Here is a 13837-nt window from a genome sequence, read left to right as displayed (position 1 = left end):
GTCGGCACATTTTCATTCAATAAGGATAATGACGATTGGGCTTAACCAGAAATAGTACACTGTAGGTGACTAACATAGAACGTTAATTAGCTTATATAGAAAACCCCTTACATCAATTATAGTGTGAGGGGTTTTTATGTCGCCATGCGTTCAAGAGAAGTTGCCGATGGCAAGTTCTCTGTGTGAAAAAATGTACAAAAGTTTTTGGGTGTGGTAGTATAATGATAAAGAAAAATCGGTATTGTTTTAATATGTCTTGGATGCGGAAGGCGAACAAAAGCTAGTTTCTATTCTGGATAGTTAATAAAGAGAGGTGCATATGCTATGCCAGGTATACTCGTGGTTGAAGATGATGAAAATTTAAATCGTGGAATTACATTCTCACTGAAAAAATCCGGATATGAGGTTTTTTCAGCAGAATCAGTGAAAAAAGCGAAAAGAATTGCAAGTGATCATAATGTGGATGTTACCATTTGTGATGTGAATCTTCCGGATGGGAATGGACTGGAATTTGTAAGGTGGATGAGATGCAATTATAATACATACATTATTTGTCTTACAGCACTAGATCAGGAGATGGATCAGGTTATGGGATATGAAGCAGGGGCAGATGATTATATTACAAAGCCGTTTAGTCTTTCGGTACTTCTTTTGAAAATAGAAGCACATTTCCGCCGCAGACAGGAGAAAACGGAAGCCGGAAAGATGATTTCGGGAGATATCGTATTTATCGCAGGAGAAATGAAAGTCCTGATAAAGAGTCGTGAAATCAGTCTGACAAAAACGGAGTTGAAAATGCTGACTTTTTTTCTTCAGAATCCAAAACAGATTCTTTCAAAAACACAAATATTGGAAAATGTGTTTGATCTGGAAGGGGATTTTGTGGATGAAAATACAATCGCTGTCAATATCAGAAGACTCCGTGAGAAAATCGAAGACAATCCGGCTGCACCGGTCTATATAAAGAATATCAGAGGTCTTGGGTATATATGGAATCAGGAGGTAAGGCAGTGACAAAGAGATATCGCAAGAAGATTGCAGTAGTGCTCTCCTTGGTATTACCTGTCATATTATTGTTTGCAATATTAAATTGCTTTACCACGTATGTGTTTTATGAAGATTATAAATATAAAATGAATCTTATGACAGAGATTGCTGCAAAGGAAGAATTTTCCGGGCTGGATGCTGTTTCGGAATTGCTTAAGGATAAGGATATTGAAACTAACGAACAGGGAAGGCGATTATTGGAGCAATATGGATACTGGGGAAATAAAGGGAATGCATTTTATATGCAATTCCGGCATCAGGTTATGGTGACCGGTGCTGTAAGCACTGTGATATGCGTGCTTCTTTTGACTTTTTTACTTTATTGGAAGAAAAAAGAAGATGCGTGTCATCAGAAAATTTTAGACCAGTTGGAAGAAATTCTGATCAGATTCCGTGAAAATAAATTTGATGCTTTACTGAAAACGGAAAATCCAGCAGAACTGGAAAAATTGAATGACCAGCTTGAAGCAATCGGACATCATATTCAGTTGCTAAAGGAAGAAGCACGGGAAGAAAAAGAGAGCACGAAAGAAATGGTTTCTGATATCTCTCACCAGTTAAAGACACCGGTTGCAGCTTTGGATACATGTTTTAGTGTGCTGATGCAGAATGACTTAAGTGCCACAGAACAGGAGGAGTTTCGTATCCGTTGTCGGAGTGCTCTGGATGGACTGGAGACATTATTGCAGTCGCTTCTTGAAATATCCAAGATGGAAACTGGACTGATTCAGATTAATAAGAAAAAACTTCCGCTTATGGATACTGTCATATCTGCTGTGAACTGTACTTATCCAAAAGCGGATGAGAAAGAAATTGAATTCGTTTTTGACTATGCAAAAGAGCTGGAAACATGCATGGTTATGCAGGATAAAAGATGGCTTGGTGAAGCTGTGATCAACGTTCTGGATAATGCAATCAAGTACAGCCCGGATGGTTCAAAAATATTTATCCGGTTACAAAAAAGAAACGATCTTGTAAGAATGGAAATTGAGGATCAGGGAATTGGTATTCCGCAGAATGAGTATCACAAAATTTTTCAACGATTTTACAGAGGAAGTTCTAGGAAGGTCATGGAAAAGAGTGGTACAGGAATCGGACTTTTTCTATCGAGAGAAATTATCGAAAAACACGGAGGTACAATCATGGTAACCTCCGGCAAAAAGAAAAAAGGAAGCACGTTTGTGATTCAATTACCATATGTTGGTTAAATTTTAAGTGGGCAGAAATCTTACAATTCTGTAAGACTTCTGCTCGTTTTTTGAAAGTGAAATGAAAGATTATCCTGATACAATTTGGATGTAGGGTGAAAAGGTACACTTTACAGAATTAAAAAGGAGGCAACACATGAGTGTGATATTAGAAACCAAGCAGCTTTGTAAGTTTTATGGCGCGGGTGAGAATCAGGTCAAAGCGGTCAATCAGGTGGACATTCAGATTGAGCAGGGAGAATTTGTCGCAATTGTCGGAAAGTCAGGTTCCGGTAAAAGTACATTACTTCATATGCTTGGAGGGCTAGACACCCCGACAAAAGGCAGTGTTACTTTAGCAGGGAAAGATTTATACAGGATGAAGGAAGATGCCCTTGCTGTTTTCCGCAGAAGAAAAATCGGATTTGTTTTTCAGGCATTTAATCTGGTTTCATCTGTTAATGTCTGGGAAAATATTGTACTGCCACTGGGGCTGGATGGAAGAAAAGTGGATGAAGCGTATGTAAATGATATTATTGCAACTCTGGGGATTGAAAACCGGATTTATAATCTGCCAAATCAGTTATCAGGAGGACAGCAGCAAAGAGTAGCAATTGCAAGAGCACTGGTGAATCGTCCGGAAATTATATTTGCAGATGAGCCGACAGGAAATCTTGATTCTAAGACCAGTGATGAGGTAATCGCTCTGCTTAAGATGACAGCAAAAAAATATGGACAGACAATTGTAATGATTACCCATGATGACGAAATTGCACAGGTCGCTGACCGTATTCTGGTGATTGAGGACGGACAGGTGGTGGATTTCAGATGAAGACAATAAGCAGGATTGCATATAGCAATGACAAAAGGAACAGGACAAGAAGTATACTGATCATGATGGCAATCTGTCTGACCACGATGCTGCTTGTTATCATCAGTACTGTGGGAAATGGGGTAATTCATTTACAGAAAAGTCAGGCGGCAGGATCATATGGAAGCAATTATGGTCTGTTTGTTTCCGCAGACGGATCGCAGTTAAAAGAAGTAAACCGCCGTGCGGAAATAGATGCTACAGGCACTATGTGCACCGAAGGTATCATAAAAGGCAATGAAAAAGGCGGGTTTGTCTGCATGGATGAGACTGCAAGAAAAATGCTTCCTTATAATAAAGAATATGAGTTGAAGGAAGGAAAGTATCCGGAAAAAATGCAGGAAATTGCCGCAGGAAGAGCATTTTTTCGTGCAATGGGGTATGGTGATGTAAAGATCGGAGATACGGTTACACTGGATTACCGCGCAGGGATGCAGTCAGAATATAAGCCGGAAGAATTTGTTGTCAGCGGAATCCTATATGATCGGGATGAATATACCATCGAGGCATCTTATGTTGCTTTTGGGTCACAGGAGTTTTATGATGAGCACGTCGCAGAGAATGACAGACAGTATAATATTTATTTTACTTTAAATGATTCTGCAAATGTATCTATGAATAATATTGATTCGGTTATAAAGCAGATTGCAGCAGCTTGTGGGATCGAAGAAAAAAACGTTATAGTCAATGATCTCTATTTGCAATGGGTCTTGCAGCCGAGTTATGAAACGATTGCGGTATGCGGGGTTTTGATTCTTGCAATTGTACTTTTCTCTGTTGTGGTCATTTATAATATTTTTCAGGTCGATATTGCCAACAAGATACAGGAGTATGGAAAAATCAAGGCTCTGGGAGCAACAAAAAAGCAGATGAAACAACTGATCTTCAGAGAGGGCATTTTTTTGACAATTTCTTCAATACCGGTTGGATTGCTTCTGGGCTTTCTGATTGCAAAATGCGGTTTTAACTGGCTGGTAGAACAGGGAAACCTTGTATCAACCGGAACTGGCTCTATGGGAGTTCAAAATCAGCAGGTGCCTCTGTTTTCCCTGCCTGTTATGCTTCTCTGTATTTTCGTATCATTTCTTACCGTTGCTTTGGCACTGCGTAAACCAATGAAAATTGTTTCACGGATTTCACCTATCGAAGCAACACGGTATTTAGAAAATGCAGAAACACAAAAAAAAGGAAAACGAAATGGCAGAAAAAATGTCACCGTGTTTTCTATGGCAATGGCAAATATAACGGGTAATCCAAAAAGAACCATTGGTACCATCCTCACACTGGGGCTTTCCTGCGCATTGTTTGTGATTATCTCTAATTATGTGGGAAATATTGACACGGAGCATGAAGCACGTCTTTCCGTTAATCATGGACAATTTGAACTGCAGCTTGACTATTCTTCTGAGTATGATGAAAGATATCCGGAGAATAATCTGGATACGATTCTGACGGATAATCCATTGAATGATTCGCTGATTGAAGAAATCAAAAGCATTCCGGGAGTAACAGATGTCATGACGAGAGAGATTGTCTCTGTAAATCTGAACGGAACAAGATTTCCGGCTGCTGTTGTGAGTAAAAAGGATTTTGATTTTATGCGCCAAGATGGGGATATTGGTTCTATGGACTATGATCAGGCGGTAAAGAATGGTGATATTTTCTTTGGCTGGTCGGCGTGGATGGAACAAGATGGATATGCTCCGGGTGAATCTATTGTATTTGACTTTGAGAATGGAAGTGGAACCTATACCTATCAGGGAAAGATTGCAGGAGCTTTTGTAAGTGCGGACACTTATCTTGTCATTCCGGAAGGTGTATACCGTTCCATGAATCCGAGAGGAACAGCCTATGGCTATCTGTGGGTGGACTGTGATAAAAAAGATGTGGCATCTGTGGAACAGAGTCTGAATACTTTGATTTCTAATACTTCGCATATAAAAATGAATACCTATCATGCACAGTTAGAATCTGCAGAATCAGTAACCCGCATGATGAAGCTTGGCTGTTATCTGTTTATGGCGGTTGTAGGACTCATCGGTTTTATGAATATGGCAAACACCATGATCATGAATATTACGACAAAAAAGCAGGAATATGGTGTATTACAGGCTGTGGGCATGACAAATAAACAATTAAATTTATGCCTGCAGTTACAGGGACTGATTTTTACGGTTGGCACCATATGCGTAGCTTTGATTATTGGTTTGCCGCTCGGTTATGCACTTTTTTCCTATGCAAAGCATAATGGAATATTTGGAATGAATATTTATCATGTTCCAATCGTACCAATTTTTATTATGATTTTTTTTGTCGGTCTGTTGCAGATTGTACTTTCCTGCGTTTTAAGCAGTAATCTGAAAAAGGAAACGCTGGTAGAAAGAATAAGGTATCAGGGATAGCAAGTAACCAAGCTGTCACTCGGGCAATGAGTGGCAGCTTGGTTTGCGAGTATACGTCAAAAGATTCTGTGCCCCTTTGACATTATCATAATTCAAAAAACTCTTCTGCATCTCCCCGCCGCTTTCAAAAATACACATTTTTTTATTTCTTGAAAGTGGAAACTATGTAAAGGCAATCCGATTCTTTACTTAATTTCAGGAAAAAGAAAAAATATCAAAAAATTGATGATTAATGGTGAGCTTGTGATAGAATGAAAAAAAGAGAAAAGCATAAAGGATGTAGTTGGGGAGAATATTTGTTATGATTAGAAAGTTGCTGAACGGAGATGTAGATAGAGTTGCTGATATATGGTTAAAGACAAATCTGAAAGCACACTATTTTATTTCCAATCGATACTGGACAAGTAATTATGAATTAGTGAAAGAAATGGTGTCACAATCCGAAGTCTATGTGTTTGAAGCGGATAAAATGATACAAGGATTTGTAGGACTAAATGATGAATATATCGAAGGTATTTTTGTCGCTGAAGAAATGCAGTCATGTGGCATAGGTAAGCTTTTATTGGATTATATTAAGGATAAAAAAGTTAGATTACAATTAAATGTATACCAGAAGAATACCAGAGCAATTTCTTTTTACCAAAGAGAAGGGTTCATTATTCAATGCGAAGGTTTGGATGAAGCTACTGGTGAAAAAGAGTACACTATGCTATGGAAACAAAAATAAAAATCGAAATTTAACTATATAAAAAAGATGAAACGAAGGAGGCGGATTACTTAGAAAAGACATGGACAGTACACGAATCCAAATGCCTTTTATGAGCGAAAGAAACAGAAAAATGGAAAATAACGAACAGGATTTTATAAATATTATCAATGCGACAGAAAATAATTTAAAACACGTTTCTTTAAAATATTCCCAAGAAACAAATCACAGTTTTTACCGGAGTATCCGGTTCGGGAAAGTCTTCTCTTTGTCTGGATACGATTGCGGCAGAATCGAGAAGGGAACTGAATGTAACATTTCCAAGTTTTGTGCAGCAGTTTTTGCCCAAATATGGCCGCCCGGAAGTAGACCGCATGGAAAATCTTCCGGTCACGATCGTAATCGATCAGAAAAAACCGGCTGCTAATTCGAGGTCTACGGTTGGTACTTACACCGATATTTATGCGTTGCTGCGCCTGCTTTTTTCTCGTGTCGGAAAACCTTTTGTCGGATATTCGGATAGTTTTTCCTTCAATCATCCAAGCGGAAAATGTGAGCGCTGCGAAGGTCTTGGAGTTGTGACAGAATTAGATATACACAAGCTTGTAGATTTTGATAAATGTTTAAACGATGAAGGGGTTATTAAATGGCCCGCATTTACAACCGGAGCCTGGAGATGGAAACGATATGCTTACAGCGGTCTGTTTGATCTGAATAAGAAGATTAAAGATTATTCAAAAGAAGAGATGGATCTGTTCCTTTATTCTCCGCAGATCCGTCTTAAAAATCCACCGGATAACTGGCCGAAATCTGCGAAATATGAAGGAATTTATCCGCGTATGTACCGCAGTATCATCACATCCAAAGAAGGGCAGCTTCATAAGAAAGAACTGGATCGGATTGTCAGCACATTTACATGTCCGGTCTGCCATGGAGCCAGACTGAATGCAAAGATCCGCAGCTGCCTGATCAATGGCAAGAATATCTGTGAAGTTTCCGATATGCCGATTCCTGAGGCAGCAGAATTTATCCGTCAGATTGAAGATCCGCTGGCACGTGACATAAAAACGGAGATCTTAAAACGGATGAATGCGCTTACTGAGATTGGTCTGGGTTATCTTTCGCTCAGCCGGGGAACGGATACACTTTCCGGCGGCGAGGCACAGCGGATTAAAATTGCCAGATATATCAATTCACCGCTTACAGATATGATGTATGTACTGGATGAGCCAAGTGTAGGACTGCATTCAAGAGATATCCAGAAGCTGAAAAATTCCCTGATCAAATTAAAAGAACATGGAAATACAGTTCTGATCGTGGAACATCACCGGGAAATTATTGCATTGGCGGATCATATTGTGGATATGGGACCGGAAGCCGGTATAAACGGTGGACAGATTATGTACCAGGGCAGTTACGAAGGACTTTTAAAGGCTGATACGGTGACAGGGCGTATGCTGCGGACAAAAACGCCGGTAAAAATGGAATATAGAAAGCCGACAGGCTGGTATCAGCTCGAGCATGCCAATCTTCATAATCTAAAGAATGTAAATGTGAAACTTCCACTTGGCGTTATGACAGTCATTGCCGGCGTGGCCGGTTCCGGAAAAAGTTCGCTGATGGAATATTTTACCAGCCAGTATCCGGGAGAGGTTATTTCAATCAGACAGAAAGATATAGGGATCAATTTAAGATCGACCCCGGCTACCTATCTGGACATTGCAGATAAGATCAGGGCTCTGTTTGCTAAGGAAAATCATATTGCACGGTCATATTTCAGCTTTAATTCCAAAGGGGCATGTCCTGTATGCCAGGGAAAAGGGGTTATTATATCGGATATGGCCTATATGGATTCTATTGAGACGGTTTGTGAGGTATGTCATGGAACCAGGTATTCGGAAGAAGTGCTGAAGTATCAGTATAAGGGAAAAAACATTGCTGAAGTTATGAATATGACTGTACGTCAGGCAATTCGGTTTTTTGAAAACACTGATTTCGTCAATAAACTCGATATGCTGGAGCAGGTTGGACTGGGATATCTGCATCTGAATCAGTCTATGACGACACTTTCGGGTGGAGAACTGCAGCGTGTAAAGCTGGCGGACAAGCTTGAAGAGCGCGGACAGATCTTCATTCTGGATGAACCGACAGACGGACTGCATCTGGATGACATCAGACGGCTGATGAAACTTTTCAACAAGATGACGGACCAGGGCAATACGCTGTTTATTATCGAACATAGTCTTGACGTTATGAAGGATGCGGACTATATTGTTGAACTTGGACCGGAAGGAGGTCAGGCTGGCGGCGAGATTCTCTTTACAGGGACGCCGAAAGAAATGTTAGAATCTTCCGGTAGTGTGACTCGTGAGTATTTATCAGATTGAGGAAGCAACTTATGTCAAATACGAATCCATTCTGGAAAATCACATCAAACCAGGAAGTAACGGTCAATGAACAGAATCCACAGGCTGTTGGATTCTATGAACATCTGGGATTTCAGACATATAAGAGAACGGAGTGTGATGAGGAAGGTAATCCGTATCCGCTTTTATATATGAAACGTAATATATGTTAGATCTATAAAGTGGAAAAATCATCTAGTATATGTTAATATAGTATCTAAGATAGGTTGAAACACATTTACAAATGAAAAGAGGCATGAAAAAGATGACAAAGGAAGAATGGTATCAGCAATTATTTTCCCGTCTGGAACAGTCCAAATTCAGAAGCAGTTTTCATCTGAAAGAAAAGGACAAGGCATATATACGTGAAAAGGGTATGGATACCATCCGGCGTCACGCCGAAGATTTTATTGCAAAGAGAGAAGCACCTGCAGTGATCCCCAACGACGGAAAGCAGACGCCGATGCGGGGACACCCGGTATTCATAGCACAACATGCAACCGCGACATGCTGCAGGGGATGCATATATAAATGGCATAAGATGCGTCCGGGCAAAGAGTTAAGTAAGGTGCAGCAGGAATATCTGGTGGATGTCATCATGACGTGGATCGAGGGTGAGATGAAGCGATGAAACAAGATGATATGGAAAAAGAAAAGAAAAAATGTTCTGGAACATATCTGGAGGACAGCCATCCGGATATCTATCCGGAGAGCGTAAAAGAAGAAAGCGGTTATTATGTGGCAACAAAGAAGAAACAAGGCGAATATACAATAGAGGATTATCGGAAACTTCCGGAAGATGAAAGAGCCGAACTGATCGATGGAACGATATATGACATGGCAGCACCGCTTAGTGTACATCAGCTGCTGGCATCCAAGATATATAGTTCGCTTGCCGGATACATTGAAAAGAACCAAGACGCTTGTATTCCAATGTTTGCGCCGGTGGATGTACAACTGGATCAGGACGATAAAACGATGGTACAGCCGGATCTTATGATCGTCTGTGACAGAAAAAAGCTTACCAGACAGGGGGTTTTTGGTGCGCCGGATTTTATTATTGAGATCCTGTCTGAAAGTACAAGGAAGAAGGACAGTTATCTGAAGCTTATGAAGTATCAGAAAGCGGGGGTAAGAGAATACTGGCTGGTGGATCCGGATAAGAAAAAAGTGATTGTGTATGATCTGGAGAAAGTCGAGATACCAGTGATATATGGATTTACAGATCAGGTACCTGTACGGATATTCGATGGAAAATGTGTGGTCGATTTTTCACTGATCTATGAAAATATCAAATTTATATATGAACAATCATGACAATTGCTTTTCGTACGAACAAAAATAAGCTACAATGAGCATATGAAAAGAAAAACGGATAAACAGGAGCAAAAAAGTATGGAACTTCGGGTGTTGAAATACTTTCTGATGGCAGCGCGTGAAGAGAATATTACAAGAACAGCAAAGCTTCTTCATATTACACAGCCGACACTGTCAAGACAGCTGATGCATCCTGATCTGGCGCAAAAACGAAGCACTGTCAGAGACCGTAAAAAAATTCCTGGATGTATTCTCCGAAAAAAGAACATGATTTAAAAATCACAAAAAACTACGCAGCCCCGTAGGAAAAATATAATAGGATGCAGGTGACTTTGAACGAAGTGAACGGAACCAGCATCCTATTATATTTTTCCTACGGGGCTACATAGCTTTTAAGGCACACAATTTTTGAATCTAAACAATACTCATAAACCACTCCACCGTAGCCGGATCGTGATGTGAGAAGAACAGACTCTCTCCGCCATCCAGAGCTTCCAGTGTCTTCATATCTTCCTCAGAAAGTGTAAAATCAAATACATTAAAGTTCTCTTCCATACGTTCTTTATGAACGGACTTTGGAATTACAACAACGCCACTCTGGATCAGGAAGCGAAGAGCAACCTGTGCAGGTGTCTTTTGTTTTACCACGAATTTTGCAACGGATGTGAACCATCTTCTGAAGGGAAGAAAGGTCATTCCGCTGACGGATCCGGAGGCGGATGTGACGTATCATCTGATCTGCCGGAAAGAGAAGGAAGAACTTGTGAAGAATTATAAATAGACAGAGCGGAGACTGGTGAGAATGTGTTATACTGGTCGGGAATGAAAATAAATAAAAATACACAAGAGATACATGGGAGAAAGATATGAGTGAGAAATCAATGAGCAAAGATACAAGAAAGAATGTGATACTGCTGCATATTGCGGTTATGTGTTTTAGCTGCTCCGGCGTGATCGGTCAGTATGTACAGGTTCCGGCGGTACAGGTGGCAATGGGAAGAGTCATCTGTTCGTCGTTACTTTTACTGGCAATATCGCTGGTGTGTAAAGACAAGCTGACACTGGATTCGAAGAAAGATTACGGACTTATGATTTTGACAGGTGTTGTGATGGCAATCCACTGGTCTAGTTTCTTTCAATCGATCCAGACATCGTCCGTGGCAATCGGGACCATTACATTTTCAACTTTCCCACTGTTTCTGACATTTCTGGAACCTTTATTATTCCATGAGAAGATACGCGGTAAGAATATTTTGAATGCTTTGATCCTTTTGATGGGAGTATTGATCACGATTCCGGAATTTTCAGTGGAGAATAAAGTGACGATTGGAATTCTCTGGGGAATGCTGGCAAGTTTTACTTATGCAGTAATGACGTTATCAAACCGGTATTTTTCCAGCAGATACAAAGGACGTACCATCTGTCTGTATGAACAGGGAACAGCAGCAATTGCATTGCTTCCGGCGTTGGTACTGGTGAAAGCAGAATGGCGTCCGGTGGATTTCGCAGGTGTTGCAACAATTGGTTTTTTATGTACGGCGATTGCCTATTCTTTATATGTAACGGCGCAGAAAGGTGTAAAAGCGCAGACTGCGGGAATCATTTCCGGTATGGAGACGGTATACGGGATCGTATTTGCACTGATCTTCTTAAGAGAAATCCCTACGGTCAGAGAACTGGTCGGAGGTGCAGTGATACTTGGAATCGCATTTTATTCATCCTTGCATAGCGAAGATTAATCATAAGAAATTTTTAAGAATTGTATCGGGAAATATTTAAATCATGAACGATATAGTAAGCATGCAAAGAAAAAGAGGGGAGAGACGAAAGAAATGGAGGCAGAAAAAATATTAGTAGTAGATGATAACAAAGAAATCGTCTATTCCATCAGTGAACTGTTAAAGTATGAAGGGTATGAGACTTTGAAAGCATATGACGGTATGGAAGCACTGGATATTATGGAGCGGGAGAATGTAGACCTGATCCTTCTGGATGTGATGATGCCAAGACTCAACGGTCTGTCGGCACTGATGAAACTGCGTGAGAAAAGCAGGATCCCGGTGATCATCCTGTCGGCCAAGACAGAAGAAAGTGATAAGGTGTCGGGACTTACGCTCGGAGCAGATGACTATATTGAGAAGCCGTATAATCCGGCGGAGTTGATCGCCAGAGTGAAAGCGCATTTACGCAGATACCGCGCATGGAGCGGTGGAGAAACGGAGAAAAAGAAAGATCCGGATCAGATCGTGAATGGCGGTCTGGTACTGGATAAAAAGCAGAGAGTCATCTTTGTTGAAGGAGAAGAAGTGCATCTGACGGCAACGGAGTATAAGATCCTGGAGCTATTGATGGCGCATCCCGGGCAGGTATTTCCGGCAGAGCAGATCTATGAGAATGTATGGCAGGAAACAGCAGATTATACTGTAGAGAATACTGTAATGGTACATATCCGTCATATCAGGGAAAAAGTGGAGATTGATGCGAAGAAGCCAAGATATGTAAAGGTGGTGTGGGGAATTGGATACAAAATGGAAAAATATGGTAAAAGCAATTAAAAAGTTTATAAAAGAATATTATGATTGCGTATTTGGATTTCTGCTGTTTATAATTGGAAGCTTCCTGTTCTTTGTGGTGTTAGTGAACAGATATTATTTCAGTACATGGGGCGTATGGAGAATCTGCTTGATCGGCAATATCCTGGTGCAGCCGGGAATCTGCCTGCTCGTACGCAGGTATATGAAACTGAGATATCGGAACTGGAGTCAGAAAGGGAGTGCAGAGACCTATCTGCAGGATACAGAAGACAGTATCTATTATCAGACCTGGAAGGCGAAAGAAAAACAGTCGGAAAAAAGATTTCGGAATATACTGGCGGTAGAACTGTCGGCAGCAGCGGCATATCTTTTCTTTATCAGTTACAGTAGCGGATGGGGATGGAATTATGCAGCCGGATATATGATGGTAGCAACGGTGTTTATAGAATATATCTGCTGCCGGGAAGTGATCCAGAGATACTGGAGAAATGAGCTGGATCAGATCATGGAGCAGACGGAGAGCTTCTTTCAGAAGCGTCTGGAACAGGCGCTGGAGATTGAACGGAAGAGTCTGGAAAAGGTATCGAGAAGTGACCAGTTAAGAGTAGACTTGATCACAAATGTATCGCATGATCTGAAGACGCCGCTGACTTCCATCGTCGGATATCTGGAACTGATCAAAAAAGAAGAATTAAGTGATGTAGTGAGGGACTATGTAGACGTGATATCGACAAGAGCAGGAAAGCTTGGTGAGATGATCAACAGCCTGTTTTCGCTGGCAAAAGCGAGCAGTGGGAATGTAGAACTTCACAAAGAAACTTTTGAGCTTAACCGTCTGATGGAACAGATATTTGCAGATATGGATGACCGGATAAAAGAAAGCGGACTGAAATTTGTAACTCAGTTTACCGAAGAAGACACGGCAATTTATTCTGATAATTCTTATTTTTACAGGATCTGTCAGAATCTGATCGAAAATGCGCTGAAGTATTCGGCGAAAGGAACCAGGGTATTTGTCAAGACGTATAAAAAGGAAGCGGGAACAGATCAGAAAATAGTATTGGAGATTACGAATACATCCGGCTATGAGATGGATTTTGAAAAAGAAGATATCATCGAACGGTTTTCAAGAGGCGACAAGGCAAGAACCAGTGAGGGTAACGGACTGGGCCTTGCAATCGTAAGTACCTATGCGAAAGCACTGGGAGGAGAATTTGATATTAAGATCGACTGTGATCAGTTCAAAGCGATTGTTTCGATATAAGAAAATGTAATAAGAAAAAGAATCAGGATAGGTTCAGATAAGTTGAGAATGAAAAGGATGACATAAGTAGAGAGTCATCCTTTTTTTAATACCAAATATGCAAA

At 40.6% G+C, this 13837-nt stretch carries 13 protein-coding genes and 1 pseudogene; 13 read left to right on the top strand and 1 reads right to left on the bottom strand.

Features of this window, described 5'->3' with window-relative positions; all coding sequences use genetic code 11:
• The first annotated feature begins 324 nt into the window (after positions 1-324).
• The 10 genes and pseudogenes from NCY30_RS05120 to NCY30_RS15315 form a co-directional block, all read left to right on the top strand.
• Positions 325-1014 carry a response regulator transcription factor gene (locus NCY30_RS05120; RefSeq protein ID WP_055181289.1) on the top strand — a complete coding sequence of 230 codons (690 nt, stop codon included), beginning with the start codon at positions 325-327 and terminating at the stop codon, positions 1012-1014.
• Positions 990-2255 (top strand): sensor histidine kinase, encoded by a 1266-nt coding sequence (locus NCY30_RS05115; protein ID WP_130097047.1) that lies wholly within the window; start codon positions 990-992, stop codon positions 2253-2255. Before NCY30_RS05120 ends, NCY30_RS05115 begins: the two co-directional genes overlap by 25 nt.
• A gap of 136 nt (positions 2256-2391) precedes the next feature.
• Positions 2392-3066: an ABC transporter ATP-binding protein gene (locus NCY30_RS05110; protein WP_006426335.1), complete on the top strand. Its 675-nt coding sequence runs from the start codon at positions 2392-2394 to the stop codon at positions 3064-3066.
• Positions 3063-5507 carry an ABC transporter permease gene (locus NCY30_RS05105; RefSeq protein ID WP_250818532.1) on the top strand — a complete coding sequence of 815 codons (2445 nt, stop codon included), beginning with the start codon at positions 3063-3065 and terminating at the stop codon, positions 5505-5507. Before NCY30_RS05110 ends, NCY30_RS05105 begins: the two co-directional genes overlap by 4 nt.
• Positions 5508-5808: 301 nt before the next feature.
• Positions 5809-6234 carry a GNAT family N-acetyltransferase gene (locus NCY30_RS05100; RefSeq protein WP_055181283.1) on the top strand — a complete coding sequence of 142 codons (426 nt, stop codon included), beginning with the start codon at positions 5809-5811 and terminating at the stop codon, positions 6232-6234.
• Between the two features lie 320 nt (positions 6235-6554).
• Entirely contained in the window at positions 6555-8600 is a 2046-nt protein-coding gene (locus NCY30_RS05095) for an excinuclease ABC subunit UvrA (RefSeq protein WP_331476466.1), read from the top strand.
• 11 nt (positions 8601-8611) lie between these two features.
• The gene (locus NCY30_RS05090) at positions 8612-8791 is read left to right on the top strand and encodes a GNAT family N-acetyltransferase (protein ID WP_055181279.1); all 180 of its coding nucleotides are present in this window, start codon (positions 8612-8614) and stop codon (positions 8789-8791) included.
• Between the two features lie 92 nt (positions 8792-8883).
• Positions 8884-9249: a DUF4186 domain-containing protein gene (locus NCY30_RS05085; protein WP_044919428.1), complete on the top strand. Its 366-nt coding sequence runs from the start codon at positions 8884-8886 to the stop codon at positions 9247-9249.
• Positions 9246-9935 (top strand): Uma2 family endonuclease, encoded by a 690-nt coding sequence (locus NCY30_RS05080; RefSeq protein WP_070101038.1) that lies wholly within the window; start codon positions 9246-9248, stop codon positions 9933-9935. The genes NCY30_RS05085 and NCY30_RS05080 overlap by 4 nt, the downstream gene beginning before the upstream one ends.
• Before the next feature lie 78 nt (positions 9936-10013).
• Positions 10014-10121: pseudogene (locus tag NCY30_RS15315) on the top strand (LysR family transcriptional regulator); the annotation flags it as partial.
• Between the two features lie 228 nt (positions 10122-10349).
• Here NCY30_RS15315 and NCY30_RS05070 read toward each other — a convergent pair.
• The gene (locus NCY30_RS05070) at positions 10350-10631 is read right to left on the bottom strand and encodes an aldo/keto reductase (RefSeq protein WP_006426327.1); all 282 of its coding nucleotides are present in this window, start codon (positions 10629-10631) and stop codon (positions 10350-10352) included.
• Between the two features lie 170 nt (positions 10632-10801).
• Here NCY30_RS05070 and NCY30_RS05065 point away from each other — a divergent pair, with 170 nt between their 5' ends.
• From NCY30_RS05065 to NCY30_RS05055, 3 genes are all read left to right on the top strand, one after another.
• A complete protein-coding gene (locus NCY30_RS05065) occupies positions 10802-11674 on the top strand; it encodes a DMT family transporter (RefSeq protein ID WP_161159093.1) in 873 nt (290 codons plus the stop codon).
• Between the two features lie 93 nt (positions 11675-11767).
• Positions 11768-12490: a response regulator transcription factor gene (locus NCY30_RS05060; RefSeq protein ID WP_006426324.1), complete on the top strand. Its 723-nt coding sequence runs from the start codon at positions 11768-11770 to the stop codon at positions 12488-12490.
• Positions 12453-13733, top strand: coding sequence for a sensor histidine kinase (locus tag NCY30_RS05055; RefSeq protein ID WP_055181272.1), 1281 nt, complete (start codon positions 12453-12455; stop codon positions 13731-13733). The genes NCY30_RS05060 and NCY30_RS05055 overlap by 38 nt, the downstream gene beginning before the upstream one ends.
• The last annotated feature ends 104 nt before the right edge of the window (positions 13734-13837 follow it).

Source organism: Dorea sp. MB18-49 (genome assembly GCF_023669465.1).
In the GTDB taxonomy this organism is placed as follows: Bacteria; Bacillota; Clostridia; order Lachnospirales; family Lachnospiraceae; genus Dorea_A; species Dorea_A longicatena.
Note: the sequence above shows the minus strand (reverse complement) of the source record. Positions and strands in the feature narration are given on the sequence as shown.

Excerpts from the sequence above, each read along its gene's own strand:
- NCY30_RS05110 (WP_006426335.1), top strand. The coding sequence starts at position 2,392 with ATGAGTGTGATATTAGAAACCAAGCAGCTTTGTAAGTTTTATGGCGCG.
- NCY30_RS05120 (WP_055181289.1), top strand. The coding sequence starts at position 325 with ATGCCAGGTATACTCGTGGTTGAAGATGATGAAAATTTAAATCGTGGA.
- NCY30_RS05085 (WP_044919428.1), top strand. The coding sequence starts at position 8,884 with ATGACAAAGGAAGAATGGTATCAGCAATTATTTTCCCGTCTGGAACAG.
- NCY30_RS05105 (WP_250818532.1), top strand. The coding sequence starts at position 3,063 with ATGAAGACAATAAGCAGGATTGCATATAGCAATGACAAAAGGAACAGG.
- NCY30_RS05080 (WP_070101038.1), top strand. The coding sequence starts at position 9,246 with ATGAAACAAGATGATATGGAAAAAGAAAAGAAAAAATGTTCTGGAACA.
- NCY30_RS05100 (WP_055181283.1), top strand. The coding sequence starts at position 5,809 with ATGATTAGAAAGTTGCTGAACGGAGATGTAGATAGAGTTGCTGATATA.
- NCY30_RS05115 (WP_130097047.1), top strand. The coding sequence starts at position 990 with ATGGAATCAGGAGGTAAGGCAGTGACAAAGAGATATCGCAAGAAGATT.
- NCY30_RS05090 (WP_055181279.1), top strand. The coding sequence starts at position 8,612 with ATGTCAAATACGAATCCATTCTGGAAAATCACATCAAACCAGGAAGTA.
- NCY30_RS05070 (WP_006426327.1), bottom strand. The coding sequence starts at position 10,631 with ATGACCTTTCTTCCCTTCAGAAGATGGTTCACATCCGTTGCAAAATTC.
- NCY30_RS05065 (WP_161159093.1), top strand. The coding sequence starts at position 10,802 with ATGAGTGAGAAATCAATGAGCAAAGATACAAGAAAGAATGTGATACTG.
- NCY30_RS05060 (WP_006426324.1), top strand. The coding sequence starts at position 11,768 with ATGGAGGCAGAAAAAATATTAGTAGTAGATGATAACAAAGAAATCGTC.